The 19519-nt window shown below is 37.4% G+C and carries 15 protein-coding genes and 1 pseudogene; 4 read left to right on the forward strand and 12 right to left on the reverse strand.

The window, feature by feature from the left end; all coding sequences use genetic code 11:
• Nucleotides 1-115: 115 nt before the first annotated feature.
• The 12 genes and pseudogenes from RT723_RS08200 to rpsB form a co-directional block, all read right to left on the reverse strand.
• Nucleotides 116-622 carry an OmpH/Skp family outer membrane protein gene (locus RT723_RS08200; protein ID WP_216054170.1) on the reverse strand — a complete coding sequence of 169 codons (507 nt, stop codon included), beginning with the start codon at nt 620-622 and terminating at the stop codon, nt 116-118.
• 32 nt (nt 623-654) lie between these two features.
• Nucleotides 655-3123: an outer membrane protein assembly factor BamA gene (gene bamA / locus RT723_RS08205; protein ID WP_216054171.1), complete on the reverse strand. Its 2469-nt coding sequence runs from the start codon at nt 3121-3123 to the stop codon at nt 655-657.
• A gap of 51 nt (nt 3124-3174) precedes the next feature.
• The gene (rseP, locus tag RT723_RS08210) at nt 3175-4518 is read right to left on the reverse strand and encodes a sigma E protease regulator RseP (protein WP_315946623.1); all 1344 of its coding nucleotides are present in this window, start codon (nt 4516-4518) and stop codon (nt 3175-3177) included.
• 1 nt (nt 4519) lies between these two features.
• Nucleotides 4520-5706: pseudogene (gene ispC, locus RT723_RS08215) on the reverse strand (1-deoxy-D-xylulose-5-phosphate reductoisomerase).
• A 13-nt stretch (nt 5707-5719) separates the two neighbouring features.
• The gene (locus RT723_RS08220; protein WP_315946624.1) at nt 5720-6586 is read right to left on the reverse strand and encodes a phosphatidate cytidylyltransferase; all 867 of its coding nucleotides are present in this window, start codon (nt 6584-6586) and stop codon (nt 5720-5722) included.
• 26 nt (nt 6587-6612) lie between these two features.
• Nucleotides 6613-7374 carry a polyprenyl diphosphate synthase gene (gene uppS / locus RT723_RS08225; RefSeq protein ID WP_216054175.1) on the reverse strand — a complete coding sequence of 254 codons (762 nt, stop codon included), beginning with the start codon at nt 7372-7374 and terminating at the stop codon, nt 6613-6615.
• 85 nt (nt 7375-7459) lie between these two features.
• Complete coding sequence (gene frr / locus RT723_RS08230; protein ID WP_216054176.1) at nt 7460-8017, reverse strand: ribosome recycling factor; 558 nt, start codon at nt 8015-8017, stop codon at nt 7460-7462.
• Between the two features lie 11 nt (nt 8018-8028).
• Nucleotides 8029-8772, reverse strand: a complete 744-nt coding sequence (gene pyrH / locus RT723_RS08235) for a UMP kinase (protein WP_216054177.1) — start codon at nt 8770-8772, stop codon at nt 8029-8031.
• A gap of 191 nt (nt 8773-8963) precedes the next feature.
• The gene (locus tag RT723_RS08240; protein ID WP_315946625.1) at nt 8964-9941 is read right to left on the reverse strand and encodes a PA2778 family cysteine peptidase; all 978 of its coding nucleotides are present in this window, start codon (nt 9939-9941) and stop codon (nt 8964-8966) included.
• The gene (locus RT723_RS08245; protein WP_315946626.1) at nt 9942-10319 is read right to left on the reverse strand and encodes a PA2779 family protein; all 378 of its coding nucleotides are present in this window, start codon (nt 10317-10319) and stop codon (nt 9942-9944) included.
• A 189-nt stretch (nt 10320-10508) separates the two neighbouring features.
• On the reverse strand, nt 10509-11360 hold the full coding sequence (tsf, locus tag RT723_RS08250; protein WP_216054180.1) for a translation elongation factor Ts: 852 nt from the start codon (nt 11358-11360) through the stop codon (nt 10509-10511).
• A gap of 125 nt (nt 11361-11485) precedes the next feature.
• On the reverse strand, nt 11486-12208 hold the full coding sequence (rpsB, locus tag RT723_RS08255) for a 30S ribosomal protein S2 (protein WP_216054181.1): 723 nt from the start codon (nt 12206-12208) through the stop codon (nt 11486-11488).
• 326 nt (nt 12209-12534) lie between these two features.
• Here rpsB and map point away from each other — a divergent pair, with 326 nt between their 5' ends.
• From map to RT723_RS08275, 4 genes are all read left to right on the forward strand, one after another.
• The gene (gene map / locus RT723_RS08260) at nt 12535-13326 is read left to right on the forward strand and encodes a type I methionyl aminopeptidase (protein WP_216054182.1); all 792 of its coding nucleotides are present in this window, start codon (nt 12535-12537) and stop codon (nt 13324-13326) included.
• A 98-nt stretch (nt 13327-13424) separates the two neighbouring features.
• Nucleotides 13425-16040 (forward strand): [protein-PII] uridylyltransferase, encoded by a 2616-nt coding sequence (gene glnD / locus RT723_RS08265; protein ID WP_315946627.1) that lies wholly within the window; start codon nt 13425-13427, stop codon nt 16038-16040.
• Nucleotides 16041-16060: 20 nt separating this feature from the next.
• Nucleotides 16061-16906 carry a 2,3,4,5-tetrahydropyridine-2,6-dicarboxylate N-succinyltransferase gene (gene dapD / locus RT723_RS08270; protein ID WP_315946628.1) on the forward strand — a complete coding sequence of 282 codons (846 nt, stop codon included), beginning with the start codon at nt 16061-16063 and terminating at the stop codon, nt 16904-16906.
• Between the two features lie 119 nt (nt 16907-17025).
• Nucleotides 17026-17946, forward strand: coding sequence for a sensor domain-containing diguanylate cyclase (locus tag RT723_RS08275; protein WP_315946629.1), 921 nt, complete (start codon nt 17026-17028; stop codon nt 17944-17946).
• Nucleotides 17947-19519: the final 1573 nt, after the last annotated feature.

Raw genomic sequence — 19519 nt, forward strand, 5'->3', positions numbered from 1 at the left:
AATGCTCCCTGAAAGCGCGACACCCGTTTTATATTCATGAGTGTTTAACTATGTGCCATAAATGAAAAAACCCACTATGTACATAGTGGGCTTTTATATTTGCTATAAAATTAGATTAATTTAATTTGCTAACTTTCGCAGCTACTTTTTCTGAGATATCTAATTCTGGCTTAGCAAACGCTAAGCTTTGTGCGTTTAATACAACGTCTAACTTTTCTTCAGCAGCAACGGCTGAGATAGCTTGTTGGATTAATGCAAAAATCTTATTACGCTCTTCCGTTTGACGACGACGAATGTCTTGTTCTAATGGTTGAGCTAAAGATTGGTATTTCTTTTGTAATTCTTCAACTTGAGTACGTAAAGCGTCTTTTTGCTCCTCGCTCATCGTCATTGATTCACGTTGGAATTTTTCCATATTAAATTTAATGTCGCTTTCTAACTTTTGAATTTCTTCTGTCGCTGCAGAAAATTCTTGAGTTAATGCTTGTTGCATTGCAGCAGTTTGTGGAATTTTACTTGCCACTAATTGCATATTAACCACGGCCATTGTTTCAGCAAATACTGATGCAGAAAAGAATATGCCTGCTACTAATCCTAATAAGGTTTTTTTTGTTGTTGTCATTTTATACTCCATAAATTTTGTGAAACCTTTAATTAAAAAGTAGTTCCAATGTTAAAGCTGAAAAATTCGTGTTCATCGCCATCATATTCTTTTATAGGTTTAGACCATGTGAAGACCATTGGCCCCATTGGCGATAACCATTGTATTGACATACCCGCTGACGATCTATAACGACCAGGGTCTGAAAAATCAGTTAATTTACTTTGTTCAGTCGCAGATAAATTAGAATAATTATCCAAATCAAACTCTGTATCCCATACATTACCTGCATCGACGAAGAATGACGTTCTGACTGAGTTAGAAAATTCATCACTTAAAAACGGTGTTGGTGTAATTAATTCTAAACCGCCGAAAAACGATGCATTACCACCCGTTGCGCGATACGTTGTCGATATAGTATCAAACTCGTCGCCAAGCACAACCTGACTTGTTCCACCAAAGCCGTCTGGCCCACCAGAAACTACGCGTTTTGTTCTAATGATACCTTTAGGACCGATAGTATTACTTTCAAATCCACGTAAATCGGTTGAACGTTGTTGCATGTTCTCCCAGAAAGGCAGAGTTTGATCGTTCCCATCTAAGGTTCCGTAACCATTACCGTAGTTCATTTCTAAACGAGTTAAGAATACCCATTTATGACTTTGTGTAAGCGGGAAGTAAAACTTCGAATCAAAGTTAGCTTTAAAATATTGAACATCAGAGCCAGGTATTGCAGCTTTTAGTCCTAAATATTGGCTAGAACCACCTGATGGGAAAACACCACGGTTTAGAGTTGAACGACTCCAACCTAAGCTTGCCTCTAGATTCTCAAATTTAAATTTAGCATCTGGATTATTCGGATCGATGAACGAGCTAGAGAACGTTTGGATTTGGTCATAAGGCTGTAATTGTGACAATTCTAAATTGTTATAATACAAACCTACATTAATACGGTTGTTTTCCATAATAGGCCAGCTCAACGTTGGACCCACTACCACTTTCTTCTGTGAATAAGATACAAGGTTTACTTTAGATGCGTCGTAATTACTAAACGATATTTGACCACCTAAACTCACACCATCATCAGTGAAGTAATTATCGGTATAGTTCAAAGAAACGGTTTGCTGAGCTTTCCAAGTATTAACAGAAATACCAATTTGGTTACCCGTACCTAAGAAGTTATCTTGTTGTACCGCCGCATTAAAGGCTAATCCAGTATAATCGCCATAAGAAACGCCCGCTTGGAATGAACCTGAAGATTGTTCTTTAATGGTAAACACAACATTAACGGCATCATCAACACCCGGAATGTCATTTACTTTAAAATCTACAGTTTCAATGTATTTTAAACGTTGGATGTAACTCTTAGATGCTTCTAACAAGTCATTGGATAAAGTTGCACCTTCAAACTGGCGCATTTCACGTCTTAATACTTCATCTGATGTGCCAAAGTTACCTTCAAACGTAATACGGTTTACATAAACACGTTTGCCTGGGTCAACAGAAATAGTTAACGCAACCTCGTTTGTTTCTTCATTTAAGTCTGGAATAGTTTCTACTTTTGCGTTTGCATAACCAAATCGAGCTAAATATCGGGTGATCATTTCTTCTGTATATGTGATCACTTCACCGTTGTATAACTCATTAACCCTGATTGGAACTATTTTAGTTAAAAACTCTTCCTGTCCTAACAAGTCACCAATAAATTCAAAACCTGTGACTGTGTATGGTTCATCTTCTACAACGTTAAATGTGATATAAACCGCTTCTTTATTAGGATCAACTGACACTTGTGTCGATTCAATATCAAACTTCAAATAACCTTTTGCTAAGTAATAATCACGAATGATTTCAATATCACCTTGTAGGGCTTGTTTTTGGTAACGGTCATTTGATGTGAACTGCCACCAATCTAAATTAAATTTAGATTCAATTTTTCCTAGTAACTCTTCGTCGGTAAATACTTTATTACCAACGATGTTAATTTGTTTGATTTTAGCCGCATCACCTTCTTCAAAATTGAAGTTAAGACGTACACGGTTTCTTGGAAGGTAGGTAATTTTTGCTTCAACTGTCGCATTGTATTTACCAACACTGTGATAGAAGTCGGTTAAACCCGTTTCAATATTTGTGATAACGGTTTTATCAAGCGCTTCGCCGATTCGAATATTACTGTCGTCCAAACTGGTTTGAAGTTGTTCATCTTTAATATCGCTATTACCGTCAAACTCAATCTCACTAATGGTTGGACGTTCAGTGACTAAGTAAATAACCACATCGCCATCACGATAGGCTTTTACATCAGCAAAATAGCCAGACTTAAATAGAGATTTAATTGACTGTGCGACGACAAATTCTGAAACTTGATCACCAACAGAGAAAGGGACGTTTGTTAATGCTGCACCTAAGGCAACACGCTGCAAACCAGTTATTTGAATATCTTGAACTTTAAAATTTTGACTATTTGCCGAAGTAAACCAACTCAAAGAAAAAAGGACAATACTAACTACGATGTGTTTCATTATTTTATAAATTCCAATACCACTGACTACAACTGATCAAATTAACAATGTTTATAACCGACCAAAATCATTGATAATGGCAATACCCATTATCATCATTAATATAAATGCTCCGATTCTGAAGCCCATTTCTTGCACCCTCTCAGAGACAGGCTTTCCACGAATTAGTTCAATAAAATAATACATTAAGTGGCCACCATCTAGAACCGGAAGAGGTAAAAGATTGACTACTCCTAGATTAATACTAATAAGTGCAAGAAACTTTAGAAAATTAACTAAACCACTCTCGGCGCTATGGCCTGCTCCTTGAGCGATTGAAATTGGGCCACTTAAGTTGTTTAACCCAATATCTCCAGTAATTAATTTACCAACCATTTGAAAACTTAGGCTAATAAACGACCAAGTCTGTTCAACTGATTTTTGCAAGGCAGGAAAAATACCATATTGAACGTCAAATACATAGCCTTTTGGCCATTTCTCTACATCCGGTGCAACACCTAAATAGCCTTGGCTAAAGCCGTCTTTTGTTGGTCTATTTTTTGGTGTTATTGCTAAAGTTATTTTTTGTCCGTTTCTCTCAACTTCAACGTTGAGTTTCTTGTCTGCGTTAGCGGCAATTATTTCCGTCGTTTGCTGCCATGTTTTTAAAATTATACCATTGATTGTTAATAATTTATCACTTACTAACAAACCACCAATTTGAGCAGGAGAACCATCAACTATCAAGGCAATGGTAAGAAGCGGGTTAGGACGATATGGCTGGATCCCTAAGCCTTTTAATACCTGACCATCATCAATTTCCCAACCGTTACTATTTACGATTATGTTGGTTTCAGCATTTCCTCGTTCAACCAACAAATTGAAACTAGGTTTACCTACTTGTGCAATCAACGCGTAATTGGCACTTTCCCAACTGGGTGTTGGTTGATTGTTGACAGATAAAATAACATCGCCAGCTACAATACCAGAGTCTGCAGCGATGGAGGATTGATCAACTCCCCCAACGACTGGTTTAACGGCTTTCCCACCCATCATAAACATGGCAAATAATACAATTATGGCAAACACAAAATTGGCCATAGGCCCGGCAGCAATCACCGCAATACGTTGTGAAACTTTTTTATTATTAAATGCTGAAAATTTATCTTGTGGTAACACCTCATCGATACGTTCGTCTAACATACGAACGTAACCACCAAGAGGAATGAGTCCTATAACAAAATCAGTGCCTGATTTACTTCTCCAGGTATAGATGGGTTTGCCAAAACCAACAGCAAACTTTAATACCTTAACGCCATTTTTTTTAGCAACCCAATAATGTCCGTATTCATGCACAAACACCAAAATGCCTAGGGCGACAATAAAACTAAACAGATTCCAAATAAATTCAGTCAATTCAACCTCTAAAATTAGCGATAAAGCCAGTAGCGACTTCTCTAGCTAGTTGATCTAAATTTAAAATATCATCTAATGTTGTTGGGCTAACCGTGCCTAACTGTTCTAAACAATATTCATTTAATGCCGCTATTTTATTAAACGGTATTTCACGATTTAAAAAGTGAGAAACCGCTATTTCATTGCTTGCATTTAAAACAGTGGTTGCACCTTGGCCTAATTTAGACGCTTGTAACGCTAAATCTAAATTAGGAAATCGAGATAAGTCCGGTGCACAAAAACTAAAATCAGCAAGTTGAGTGAAATCAAGAGGCTTTACCCCTGAAGCTATTCGGTCAGGGAAAGACAACGTATGAGCAATAGGGATACGCATGTCAGGTTGTCCCATTTGGGCCAATACTGAACCGTCAGAATAACTCACCATAGAATGAATAATACTTTGCGGATGAATAACAACATCAATTTGTTCAAAGCTGGCATTAAACAGCAGTTTTGCTTCAATGAACTCCAAACCTTTATTCATCATAGTGGCTGAGTCTACAGAGATCTTCGCTCCCATGCTCCAATTGGGATGGGCAACCGCCATTTCTGGCGTAATATCAGCAAATTCAGTTAATGATTTAGTTAAAAATGGGCCACCTGATCCCGTTAATAATATTTTTTCAACACCCGCTTCTTTTAACGCCCCCCTTTTTGCACACTTGAAGGCATTGCCTGAAAAATCGCATTATGTTCGCTATCTACTGGTAACAAAATGGCATTGTTTTCAGCCACCGCAGATAAGAACAATTCACCACTCATGACTAGAGCTTCTTTATTGGCTAACAAGATGCGTTTTGAATGTTTGGCGGCAGTTAAGGTAGGTTGTAATCCGGCGGCGCCTACTATTGCGGCCATTACCGTGGTGACTTTGGGGTCTGAACAAACTTGCAATAATCCATCGGTTCCAGCTAATACATTAACATTTGAACCAAGAGACTTTAATTCATGTTGTAGCGTTTGAGCACTTTGCTCATCCGCCATAACTGCAATTTGGGGTTGGTACTGTTGGCATAATTTAACCATGCCAGATACATTGGTATTACCCGTTATAGCATAAAGATCAAATTTCTCTGGATGTCTTTTAATCACATCCAAAGTTGATAGACCAATAGAGCCCGTAGCACCTAATATTGTGATAGTTTGCATATACTAAAAACTACTAATTGTAGTAGTGGGTAAAAAAGACTAAAAACACGGGCATTGCTGCAGTTAATGAATCTATTCTATCTAATAAACCGCCGTGACCAGGGAAGATGTTACCACTGTCTTTAATACCGGCATCACGTTTGAGCATACTCTCACTTAAATCGCCAAAGGCCGAAATAACGCCGATAACAGCACAGCATATTATCATGGCTGGCCAATTTTCAAATGAAACACTTTCGTTCCATAACACGGCTAAGGTTAAAATAACTACAGCGATAATACCGCCCATAAAGCCTTCTATGGTTTTACCCGGGCTCACGTTTGGCATTAATTTATGCGAACCAAATCGTTTACCAGAGAAGTAAGCTCCTACGTCTGCCGCCCAAACAATACCAAACACAAATAATGCTAACCAAGCGCCCGCATTAAAGTTAATAGCATGTTGCCAATCACGTAAGGTAACTAATGCTAACCAAGCTGGTATTAAGGTTAAATAACCAAACAGCGATTTAACCACTAAATGGTGCTGCCAAACCCGTTTACCCCTAGGATAAATAAACACTAAAAATGAACTCACTGCCCACCAAATACAAGCGGCAAACATTAAGTTATAATTTTGTTCAGTGATCTGCCCAGTTATGGACCATAACGTTGAATCTAAGTAATAAATGTAAATTAAACTGCCAATAACAACTAACCCAATTGAGTATATAAGTTGATTGGTTTTACTTTTTATTTCAGCTAATTTGCTCCACTCAAAGGCGCCATAACCGAAAATAGCCAAAGCTAACCAAGTAAATATGTCGATTGGCACAAAAAACAGTATTGCCAATAATATAATGCCCAATACGATGGCTGTGGTAATTCGTTGTTTTAGCAAACTTAAATCCTACTAATAAATTAAAATTAACTTTTTACCTGTTCACCAGTCAGACCAAATCGTCTTTCTGTTCCTGCAAAAAATTCTATGGCCTGTGCAAACGCAATATCTTTAAAATCAGGCCAAAATAACGGCGTAAAATACAATTCAGCATAAGCCGCTTGCCATAATAAAAAGTTACTAATTCTCATTTCCCCGCCCGTTCTGATCATTAAATCTAAAGGGGGCTGGTCTGAAAACGAAGTGAAACTATCAAATACGTCTTCTGTGATGTCTGCAGAATTAAGTTCATTTGATTTCACTTTTTCTGCTAGTACTTTTGTTGCTTGTACAATATCCCAACGGCCACCATAATTGGCTGCCACATTAAGGATTAAACCCGTGTTATCTTGAGTTAATTGATGAGCAGATGCTACTTTATCTTGGATAGATTTACTAAAGCCATCTAAATCACCCACTATTTTTAACCGTACGTTATTTTTATGCAAGGTTTTAACTTCGCGAGTTAATACCAACATAAACAATTCCATTAAACCTGAAACTTCTTCTTCTGGACGTTTCCAGTTCTCACTAGAAAATGCAAATAAGGTTAGCGATTTAATACCGACTTTACGAGAAAACTTAACCGCCTCTCTTACCGCATCTACGCCCTTTTTATGGCCGTAAACTCTTGGCATTCCTTTTTGCTGTGCCCAACGACCATTTCCATCCATAATAATACCAACATGTTGCGGTATTGATTCTGAATAGAATTCTAGCACTTGGTCTGCGACATCAACTTTTGCCATTTAACTCTCTCAATAAATAACAAAACGCCGCGTAGTAAACTGTCACGGCGTTTTAACTCATATATGTTTAACTAGAATTAACTAATTAGATTTCCATCAACTCTTTTTCTTTAACCGCTAACATGCCATCGATAACTTTCATTCTAGCATCCGTTAGCTTTTGAATTTCGTCTTCAGATTGGCGAGCTTCGTCTTCTGAAATTTCTTTGTCTTTTAACAACGACTTAATGTCACCGTTAGCATCACGACGAATGTTACGTACCGCAACACGTCCGGCTTCAACTTCACCTTTAACTACTTTAACTAAATCACGACGACGTTCTTCAGTTAACATAGGAAGTGGTATACGAATAACCGTACCTGCTGACATTGGGTTTAATCCTAAATCAGACATCATGATCGCTTTTTCAACCGCTTGAGCTAAAGACTTATCAAAAACAGTTAACGCTAAAGTACGAGAATCTTCAATGGTTACGTTTGCAACTTGATTTAATGGAGTGTCTGCTCCGTAATAAGAAACTTGAATGCCATCTAATAGGCTTGGATGAGCACGACCAGTTCGGATTTTATTTAATTGCGATTGAAGAGACTCAATGCTTTTGTCCATTCTTACGGCTGCGTCTTTTTGAATTTCATTTAACACGATTAAATTCCTTAAGGTAGTTTAATTAGTTTTTCTTTACTAGAAACAATAGTGCCTTCATCTTCACCTAAAATGACACGTTTAAGTGCACCAGGTTTATTCATATTAAAAACACAAATTGGCGTATTATGATCTCGCGCTAAAGTAAATGCGGCTAAGTCCATTACTTTTAATTCTTTTTCGATTACTTCATCATAAGTCAGGTGACGGTACAATTCAGCATTAGGATTTTTAACTGGGTCTTCAGAATAGATGCCATCAACTTTTGTGGCTTTTAAAATAACATCGGCTTCGATTTCGATTCCACGAAGACATGCAGCAGAATCTGTTGTAAAAAATGGGTTACCTGTGCCTGCCGAGAAAATAACAACTCGACCACTTTTTAACAGGCTAATACCTTCAGCCCAAGAGTAGTCATCACAAACCCCTTTTAACGGTATCGCTGACATTAAGCGAGCATTAACATGTGCTCTGTGTAAAGCATCACGCATTGCCAGTCCGTTCATAACTGTTGCTAACATCCCCATATGGTCGCCAACAACTCGGTTCATCCCAGCTTCCGCTAAAGGCGCGCCTCTGAAAATATTACCACCACCAAGAACCACACCGACCTGAACGTCTTTTTCAACTAACTCTTTAATCTCTTGAGCCATTCGATCTAACACTTTTGGATCTATTCCAAAACCGTCATCTCCACATAATGCCTCACCACTTAGTTTTAATAAAATACGTCTAAAAACTGGTTTTGTGCTCATAAAGCTCCCGAATGTGAATTTTCTTGAGGTGCAAATTGCCGCGTATTCTAGGCGATTTATCTCGATTTAGCAAAAACTGATTTAGTCAAATTTGTATTTTTCCAAAGATAATTTACAAACATAACAATCTGCTGAATTAATAAGCTATGCCTGCTCAAATTTAACTAGAAAAGCGCTAAATGTTCATTAAGTTACTGTACAGGCGCGTATGAGGAACAACTCGCATTTTTATCAGTATTAACTAAACCTCTAATTTCAGATTCAGTTTTAATTAATTCAAGGTGATCAGGATAACGTTGCCGTCCAAGTTCCACTAATTCCAATGCACGTGCTTTGCAGCCAGAAATGGCGACTGAATACGCATAATTATTTATATAATCAGGTGACTCGTTTGCGTAGTCAAACCCCTGTTGAAATATATCTGACGCTAACTTTGGATTTTTATGAATATACGAATTACCGAGCAAGAAATATGGTAACCAGTTTTCTGGCCATAATTCAGTCGCGGTATGCAAGGAGGTTATGCCAGATTGTGCCATGCCAATTTGAATAAAATCCTGTGCAGCGGATAAATAGTTCATCATGTTTAAATCAGCTACTTGCAGCGTTAAAGGCATTGGCGCTAGATACCAAAAGTTGGCCCTGGACCAAGTTCGTTCGAATAAGGTTAACGGTATCGATTTATATTCATCAAGACCAGTATGAAGCTTAATATTTTGATGGGTTAAGTCATAACCAACAACGACAGAATAATGCCATTGTGGGTACCAAGATAGGCCGTTATTTTGTAAAACGATAATTGGCACATTTTGTTCTACCAGGGAAAGTATTTCCTGTAAGGTGCCTTTTTTCGTATAGGCCACTAAACCTAATTGTCTTACCGCTGACACCATTTCAATTTGTAAACTGCCTTCTCTTCCCGGAATAAATAAATTGGGTGCTAACGTCTCTGGAGAAGTATCTACATTGTAAAAATTAGCCACTTCTGAAATCGTGGTAGGCCCACAATAAAATTGTTGCTGTGGCATAAATGGTACATTAGCAATGACATGTACATTGTTATTAACTGAGTTGGGGTTTTGTAATAAAGCTGTGGTTTGTGGTGTAGTGGTGCATGCGGTTAACAGTAATAAGCCAGCAATTAAGCTGGCTCGGTAAAAAATATTCATTTAGTTAATTGGATCAATAAAGGTAAATAAATCCGTTACCCCTAACAAATCTAGAACGGCTAACACAATAAAAACAGTTATCGCTGTTCCAACTATGCCACCAGCAGGCGCATCATTTAATTGCTGGTTAAAAGCTAACAGCTCAGAATTCGTCATTTGGCTAATTTTAGTTTGAGCCGTTTGTGCATCAACGCCTAAAGCTTCTAGCTTAGCCAACACATCTTCATTTGAAACCATAGAAACAAGTTGTTGTTTTGAGTATTCACCTTGGATCTGAGTTAACACTGTATCTGAACCGACTACACCAGCATGGGAGGTTGCAGCTAAAAAGCTAGCTGAAGTAAAAACAGCCGTTAGTAATATTTTCTTAAATTTCATATAAATCATCCTTTTAAGTTTATTGCTTATTTAATATAGAGTAAAAAACTGTAGAGGTCATTACAAAATTTCAAACGTGTAATGTAAAAGGATTTGAGCATTATTTAATATACAGGTAATAAAAAACCGCATTAGGTTGCCCTATTGCGGTTTTTTGAAGTATCTAATTTTTTCTAATTAAAGAATAAATTATGCACCTTTAGCAGCAGCGATTTGAGCTTCTACTTCAGCAGCGAAATCTTCTGATTTCTTCTCGATACCTTCACCAACTTCTAAACGAACAAATGAAGTTACTGTAGCGCTTTTCTCTTTAAGAATATCGCCAACCGTTTTCTTAGGCTCCATGATGAATGCTTGACCAGTAAGAGAAACCTCACCAGTGAACTTCTTCATACGACCAATAACCATTTTCTCAGCGATTTCAGCAGGCTTGCCTTCATTCATCGCGATTTCGATTTGGATTTGTTTTTCTTTTTCAACAACTTCAGCAGGAACGTCGCTTGGGTTAACAAATTCAGGCTTGCTTGCAGCTACGTGCATTGCAATGTGCTTAAGTGTTTCAGCATCACCTTCACCAGCAACAACAACACCAATTTTCTCACCGTGACGGTAAGAAGCAATTGCAGCACCTTCAATGTATTGAAGACGACGTACGTTGATGTTTTCACCAATTTTAGTAACTAATGTTACACGAGCTTCTTCAAATTCAGCTTGAAGTGCTTCGATAGTCGTTTTAGATGCGATTGCAGCGTCAGCTACTGAGTTAGCAAATGCTAAGAAGCTTGCGTCTTTTGCAACGAAATCAGTTTGGCAGTTAACTTCAACCAATGCAGCAACACCATTATTTTCTTTAATAATGATAGTACCTTCAGCAGCAATGTTACCTGCTTTTTTGGCAGCTTTAGCTTGACCGTTTTTACGCATATTTTCAATTGCTAGCTCGATGTCACCATCAGTTTCAGTTAGCGCTTTTTTACAATCCATCATGCCCGCGCCAGTGCGTTCACGTAGTTCTTTAACTAATGCAGCTGTTACTGCCATAAGGGTATCCTCACTTTTCTGTTACCGCATTTTTATCAAATGCACTAACTTATTAATCTGGAAATAGGGGCCAAATACATGACCCCATTTATTGTCTTAATTAAATCACGAATGATTTAGGACAATTATTCAGCTTCTACAAAATCTTCAGCTTGAACTTCGATGTTGTTATTACGGCCTTCTTTAACCGTATTAGCAACTGCTGAAGTGTATAGTTGAATTGCACGAATCGCGTCGTCGTTACCAGGAACAATGTAATCAATGTTGTCTGGGTTAGAGTTAGTATCAACAACAGCAATAACTGGAATACCCAAGTTATTAGCTTCTGCAATAGTGATGTGCTCGTTATCTGCATCGATCAAGAAGATCGCGTCAGGTAATCCGCCCATGTTTTTGATACCACCTAAGCTTTTTTCTAGCTTTTCCATTTCACGAGTACGCATTAAAGCTTCTTTTTTAGTAAGCTTTTCAAACGTGCCGTCATCAGACTGTGATTCTAAGTCTTTAAGACGTTTGATTGATTGACGAACTGTTTTCCAGTTAGTCAACATACCACCTAACCAGCGATGGTTAACGTAGTATTGATCACAAGAGATTGCCGCTTCCTTGATAGCTTCGCTTGCTGCACGCTTAGTCCCAACAAATAAGATCTTACCTTTACGAGCTGCAACAGTTTGAATGAAATCCAACGCATTGTTGAACATTGGAACTGTTTTCTCTAAGTTAATGATATGAACTTTATTACGAGCGCCAAAAATGAAAGGTTTCATTTTAGGGTTCCAGTAACGAGTTTGGTGACCGAAGTGTACGCCAGCTTGTAGCATGTCACGCATTGATACGTTTGCCATTTTATTTTCCTCTAATGGGGTTAGGCCTCCATATATCCCATTCCAATCCGACTTTGGCGTTTTACAACGCTTCAGCACCCCGGGGAATGTGTCGATATATGTGTGTTATTTAATTTAAATTAATGTGCTATTTGTTCGCTAATAGCCTAGCGTTTTTACTTTTTCAAAAATGATTTAAGTAAATACTCAAAAAACCTTTGTAAAAATAAGGCGCGCTTTATACCATAAGAGGCTTAGCAAACACAACTAATTGCCAAAAAAATCGTTCATTTTTTAACATTTTCGGTAATTTCCTAATGGTTGTGTCCTAATAGAGAGAGGAATCTATGTCAGCTATTATTAAGACACCTGAACTAATTGAAAAAATGCGCATTGCCGGAAAGTTGGCAGCCGAAGTGCTAGAAATGATTGGCGAGCACGTAAAACCGGGCGTAACGACTGATGAATTAAATACGATTTGTCATAATTATATTGTTGATGTTCAAGGATGTATTCCAGCCCCATTAAATTATGGACACCCTCCTTTTCCTAAATCAATTTGTACATCGGTAAATCATGTTATTTGTCATGGTATCCCAGACGACAAACCGTTAAAAAATGGTGACAGTGTCAATATCGATGTAACCGTTATTAAAAATGGTGTACATGGTGATACCTCAAAAATGTTTTTTGTTGGTGAACCAACTATCTTAGCTCAGCGTTTAGCAAGAGTGACACAAGAATGTTTATACAAGGCGATTGAAATTGTGAAACCTGGTTGCCGTTTAGGTGACATAGGTGAAATCATTCAAAAACATGCAGAAGCTAATTCATATTCTGTTGTTCGTGATTTTTGTGGTCATGGTATCGGTGAAGGTTTTCATGAAGAGCCACAGATAGTTCATTATGGTAAAGCTGGCACTGGCCCTGAATTACAAGCGGGTATGTGTTTCACGATAGAACCTATGATTAATGCAGGTACTTACCGTTTAAAAGTGTTAAAAGACCAATGGACTGCCGTAACCAAAGATAGAAAATTATCTGCCCAATGGGAACACACTTTGTTAGTCACTGATAATGGCGTAGAAGTACTTACCTTGCGTAATGATGAGAACTTCCCAAGAGTGATATCACATTAAGAAAACATAAAAAAGTTAATATGAGTCATATGATGTAAGCCATAAATCGAAACTATCAATTAATCAAAGCTTATCTATTGTTTAACAAAGAGAAAAAAATGATTTTTGAAATACCAGCACCACTTTTAGCGCCATTACGCGTTCCGTTTAATTTAATGGAATACAAAGAACGTATAAAACAATTTTCAGATTGGAGTATTCAAAATTTTAATCTGATCCCAGTTCGTTATTTGGTAACCGCTCGTGCTGAGTTTGTTGACTTTATATTACAAAATGTGTGGGAACATGCGGGACTAAACCAAGATAACAATCTTAGTTTAGTTGCCGTAGGTGGTTATGGTCGTAAAGAATTGCACCCTCAGTCCGATGTCGACTTATTGTTGTTATCCAAAAAAGCAATCTCTTCAAGTTCAACAGAAAAAATAAGTACCTTCATTACCACCTTGTGGGATTTGAAGTTTGATGTTGGTCACTCTGTTCGCACCATCAAAGAGACGTTAAATATTGCTAAAGACGACATTACTATTGCCACTAACTTAATGGAACGACGACCGTTATCGGGTAATAATGATATCTTCAAAATCCTTTGTGACGAGCTAACCAATTCTAAATTTATTACCTCTCAAGCTTTTTACCTAGCCAAACGTGAAGAACAAACACAAAGACATAACCGTTACCATTCAACGTCTTACAACCTTGAACCTAATTTAAAAGCCAACCCAGGGTGTTTACGTGATTTGCAGACAATCTCTTGGGTGGCTAAAAAACACTTTGATACCCAAAGTGTGGCTGACTTAGTGAAACATGAGTATTTATTGCAAGATGAATATCAAGAGATGGAAGAGTGCCAAGATTATTTATGGCAAATGCGTTTTGCCCTGCATGTGGTAGCTAATCGCAGTGAAAACCGTTTGTTATTTGATTACCAACCTGACGTTGCTGAAATGATGGGGTTTGGTGACGATGGTAAAGCCGCAGTTGAACGCATGATGAAACGTTTCTTCCGCGTTGCCCGTCGTGTGGTTGAATTAAATACCATGTTATTACAATTATTTAACTCGGCCATTCTTGGCATTACTAGAGAGATAACAGATATAGATAATGATTTTGCTATACATGGTCGCTCTCTATTAGTTAAACACGAAGATGTGTTTTTCAATCGAGCCAATATCATCAAAATGTTCACTCATATTGCTGAACATGAAGAAATTGAAAAACTCCACTCTTCGACTATCCGTTTACTTCGTCGTGTACGTCGCCGATTAATGGGTGACTTGCAAGACTTAGCATACTGTCGTAACGCCTTATTAGAATTTTTTCACCACCCTAACGCAATGGGCCGTGCATTTACACTCATGTTACGTCATAGCGTATTGGCGTATTACATGCCGAATTGGCGACATGTCGTTGGGCAAATGCAGTTTGATTTATTCCACGCTTACACGGTAGATGAACATACGCACCGTTTAATTCAAAACTTACATCGTTTTACGATTGAAGAACATAAAGATGAGTTTCCACTGTGCAGTGGCATTATGAAACGTATGGATAAACCAGAATTACTTTATATTGCTGGTATATTCCACGATATAGGCAAAGGTCGAGGTGGAGACCATTCTAAATTAGGTGCGATAGATGCAACTAGTTTTGGTGAACTACATAAGTTACCTAAATCAGATACTAAAATAATCAGTTGGTTAGTAGAAAGTCATTTGTTGATGTCGGTTACGGCACAAAAAAGTGATATCTACGATCCTGATGTTATAGCTAACTTTGCAAAAACGGTTAAAGACGAAACTCGTTTGGATTTACTTTACTGCTTAACCGTAGCGGATGTAAGAGCCACTAATACCAATTTATGGAATGATTGGAAGAGTACGTTAATGGCTGACTTATACATGGCAACACAAAGAGCGCTGCGTCAAGGTTTAGAGAATGCCAAAGATATGCGTGAAACAGCCAAAGCAAATAAAGAACAAGCCCTTATATTATTAGAAAAGAATGGCCATCCGGCTGATAAAGTCCAACGAATTTGGAAACAGATCCGTACTTTATATTTTGCACGTCATGCGCCAAAACACATTGAGTGGCATACCGAAAAGCTGTTAGGCCATAGTAACCGCTCTAAACGACCTTTGGTGTTAATTAGTGAAAAAGCCGTTCGTGGTGGCACTCAAGTATTTGTTTACGCAAAAGATCAGCCTGGATTATTTGCTGATATCGTAACTACATTTGATACAAAAAATGCCAATGTGGTAGACGCACATATATTAAATACCAAAGACGGCTATGTTATCGATACTTTCATCATCTTAGAACAAGATAATACGCTTATATCTACTGCTGAACGACGTGAAGATATTAGAACCTTAGTGGAACAAGTTATTTTAACAGGCGAGTGCAGTTCTACTTTCTCTAAACGAACACCAAGGCAAATTAAGCAATTTAAAATTCCAGTAACGGTGAGATTTAAAGAAGACTCTAATAAATACAGTAACATGATGGAATTAACTGCTTTGGATACACCAGGGGTTTTAGCTAAGATCGCAAAAGTATTTAAACAAAATAATATCATGTTGTATTCTGCCAAAATATCGACCATAGGCGAAAAAGCAGAAGACATTTTTAGAGTGTCTACCGTGGAAAGAACCAAATTAAATGATGAACAAAAAGCATCATTAGTAAAAGCGTTAAAATTAGAATTAGATCAATAAACAATAAATTTAGGAAAGTCATGACTGAGTTACAAAACCTAAGCTCTTTGCAAGAGATAATAGAACAAGCATTTGAAAACCGTGATGCAATTACCCCAGCGACTGTTACAGCAGAAGTTAAATCTTCGGTTGAAAAAGCATTAGAACTGTTAGACAGCGGTAAAGCCCGAGTTGCAGAAAAAGTATCAGGTGAGTGGATAGTTCACCAATGGCTTAAAAAAGCGGTTTTATTATCTTTCAGAATTCGTGACAACGAAGTAATGGAAGGTGGCGAAACTCGATTTTATGACAAAGTTGATAATAAATTTGCGTCATACACTGAAGCTGATTTCAAACAAGGCGGCATGCGTGTTGTTCCTCCTGCTGCAGCACGTAAAGGATCTTATGTTGGTAAAAACGTTGTTTTAATGCCTTCTTATACCAATATTGGTGCATATGTTGATGATGGCACTATGGTTGATACATGGGCGACTGTTGGCTCGTGTGCACAAATTGGTAAGAATGTACATTTATCTGGTGGTGTTGGCATAGGTGGCGTTTTAGAGCCATTACAAGCGAATCCTACCATCATTGAAGACAATTGTTTCATCGGTGCTCGTTCTGAAGTAGTAGAAGGTGTTATTGTTGAAGAAGGTGCTGTACTTTCTATGGGTGTTTACATCAGTCAATCAACGCGCATTTTTGACCGTGAAACCGGTGAGATAACTTATGGTCGTGTTCCTGCTGGTGCGGTAGTTGTTCCTGGGTCATTACCTTCAAAAGACGGTAGCCATTCTTTATATGCGGCAATCATTGTTAAAAAAGTTGACGCACAAACGCGTGCCAAAGTAGGCGTTAATGCGTTACTTCGCAGTATTGATGAATAACCTATTCTCAATTTGAATCAAGCGCCTAACGGCGCTTTTTTTTAATTGAAACAATTCTAGGTTTATACAATAGTAATTTGTGCTAGGTTTAATACATTACTTATTTTCGTAATCAATAAATGATTAACTCTTTATCTCAAGAACTTCAATACATATTGTTACAGGCTTTAAACAAGACTGACGATAGTATCGCTATATTTGATCAATATGATGAAATAGCTTATTGCAATTTGTCTTTTGCCAACTTATTTGGTTTTGAAACTGTTGATATGATTGTCGGCAAGTCATTTTCGCAAATCATATCCAACAGCTATTACAATAAAACCGGTGTCAATATTGAAACTAACGATATTGAAGCTTGGCTCCACACGGCAAATATGAAAAGAAGAAGTACTTCTCACCGTTCATTTGAAATCGATACCAAAGACGGAAGTTGGTTCCTTATCACTGAACAACTGGTTGATGAATACCTTTTTCTATACGCTACCAATATTACAGCCAGTAAAATTCAACAGTTTGAATTACTTAAAACGCAGAAACAATTAGCGTCTTTAGCTGCAACCGATAGCTTAACGGGCATATATAACCGCAGACATTTTTACCTTGTTGCCAATAATGAATTAATTCGTTGCCAGCGTAAAAACTTATCCGCATCCATCATGATCTTAGATATTGACCACTTTAAGCTTGTAAATGATAACTATGGACATAGCTGTGGCGATAATGTGTTAAAAAGTTTTACCGACCGAATAAATAAAGAACTTCGCAGTTACGATATATTTGCTCGTATTGGCGGTGAAGAGTTTGCCGTTTTATTGCCAGACGCCAATAAAGAAAATGCGTTAGATATTGCAGAGCGTTGCAGAAAAGCAATTTCAGACTCGCCATTTATTATTGATGGTGTCAACGTCGCTGTCACAACCTCTATTGGGATGTACACCTATGAAAGTGATGCTGATGGCCTAGAGCAAATTATGAAGCTTGCTGACAAAAACTTATATATCGCTAAAGTATCTGGGCGTAATAAAATCTGCAGTTAATGAATTAATTTTATTCACCTGTTAGGTGAATTCCAATCGTTTGTTCTACTACCTTAGATGTTTTACTCTAATTCCAATTCGATGCCCTCAAGCACGGATCTACCCTGTTGATTGATTTTATTTACTCTCTATTTCGTGGAGATTAAATATTAGTAGTCTTTTTGGGCACACAATTTGTGTGCCCTTTTTTTGCCTGTAATTTAGTATTCGTTACTTACAGCCGACTAATTTAAATTATGGGCCAATGTAAATGCAGATTTGAATAGGTGAAATCTGTTCACTTATAACGTGAATTCGTATCATTTGTTTCCAAATAAAGTATCGAATAATCTAACCCCAGTTCGGTGCTCCTCAAGCTCGAATCACCCTGTTGATTGATTTTATTTAATGTCTTGTTGTGGATATTAAATATGAGTAGTCTTTTTGGGCACACAATTTGTGTGCCCTTTTTTTGCCTGTAATTTAGTAATCGTTAGAATTCATTTTGAAATGCTAACGAGTTAATCTAATTCAACTGTTAGATTAATTTCTATCGTTTGTTGACGGGTATTAGATGTTTTACTCTAAGCTTAGTTCGTTGCTCCTCAAGCACGGATCAACCCTGTTGATTGATTTTATTTACTCTCCATTTTGTGGAGATTAAATATGAGTAGTCTTTTTGGGCACACAATTTGTGTGCCCTTTTTTTTGCCTGTAATTTAGTAATCGTTAGAATCCATTTTGAAGTACAGACGAGTTAATCTAATTCAACTGTTAGATTAATTTCTATCGTTTGTTGACGGTTATTAGATGTTTTACTCTAAGTTCAGTTCGTTGCTCCTCAAGCACGGATCAACCCTGTTGATTGATTTTATTTACTCTCCATTTTGTGGAGATTAAATATGAGTAGTCTTTTTGGGCACACAATTTGTGTGCCCTTTTTTTTGCCTGTAATTTAGTAATCGTTAGAATCCATTTTGAAATGCTAACGAGTTAATCTAATTCAACTGTTAGATTAATTTCTATCGTTTGTTGACGGGTATTAGATGTTTTACTCTAAGCTCAGTTCGTTGCTCCTCAAGCACGGATCAACCCTGTTGATTGATTTTATTTACTCTCTATTTTGTGGAGATTAAATATGAGTAGTCTTTTTGGGCACACAATTTGTGTGCCCTTTTTTTGCCTGTAATTTAGTAATCGTTAGAATCCATTTTGAAATGAAAACGAGTTAATCTAATTCAACTGTTAGTTTAATTTCTATCGTTTGTTGACGGTTATTAGATGTTTTACTCTAAGCTCAGTTCGTTGCTCCTCAAGCACGGATCAACCCTGTTGATTGATTTTATTTACTCTCTATTTTGTGGAGATTAAATATGAGTAGTCTTTTTGGGCACACAATTTGTGTGCCCTTTTTTTGCCTGATCTATCTATTAACAGCTTTCCAGTGAAACCTTCCCGGCCAGTATCGCTTAATTAAATAATTTAATTCGTTTACGGATGTTGATTTGTATTTAATCCCTCTACTGATTTAGACAGCTTTAACCGATTTAAATGCCTATAACCTATTTAAGGGCAAACGTTCAAATGTACTTTT

The organism is Psychrosphaera aquimarina (assembly GCF_032461525.1).
Classification (GTDB): Bacteria; Pseudomonadota; Gammaproteobacteria; order Enterobacterales; family Alteromonadaceae; genus Psychrosphaera; species Psychrosphaera aquimarina.

Coding starts and splice junctions, on each gene's coding strand:
- RT723_RS08200 (WP_216054170.1), bottom strand. CDS start 622: ATGACAACAACAAAAAAAACCTTATTAGGATTAGTAGCAGGCATATTC.
- bamA (WP_216054171.1), bottom strand. CDS start 3,123: ATGAAACACATCGTAGTTAGTATTGTCCTTTTTTCTTTGAGTTGGTTT.
- uppS (WP_216054175.1), bottom strand. CDS start 7,374: ATGGCAAAAGTTGATGTCGCAGACCAAGTGCTAGAATTCTATTCAGAA.
- pyrH (WP_216054177.1), bottom strand. CDS start 8,772: ATGAGCACAAAACCAGTTTTTAGACGTATTTTATTAAAACTAAGTGGT.
- RT723_RS08240 (WP_315946625.1), bottom strand. CDS start 9,941: ATGAATATTTTTTACCGAGCCAGCTTAATTGCTGGCTTATTACTGTTA.
- RT723_RS08245 (WP_315946626.1), bottom strand. CDS start 10,319: ATGAAATTTAAGAAAATATTACTAACGGCTGTTTTTACTTCAGCTAGC.
- tsf (WP_216054180.1), bottom strand. CDS start 11,360: ATGGCAGTAACAGCTGCATTAGTTAAAGAACTACGTGAACGCACTGGC.
- rpsB (WP_216054181.1), bottom strand. CDS start 12,208: ATGGCAAACGTATCAATGCGTGACATGCTACAAGCTGGCGTACACTTC.
- map (WP_216054182.1), top strand. CDS start 12,535: ATGTCAGCTATTATTAAGACACCTGAACTAATTGAAAAAATGCGCATT.
- glnD (WP_315946627.1), top strand. CDS start 13,425: ATGATTTTTGAAATACCAGCACCACTTTTAGCGCCATTACGCGTTCCG.
- dapD (WP_315946628.1), top strand. CDS start 16,061: ATGACTGAGTTACAAAACCTAAGCTCTTTGCAAGAGATAATAGAACAA.
- RT723_RS08275 (WP_315946629.1), top strand. CDS start 17,026: ATGATTAACTCTTTATCTCAAGAACTTCAATACATATTGTTACAGGCT.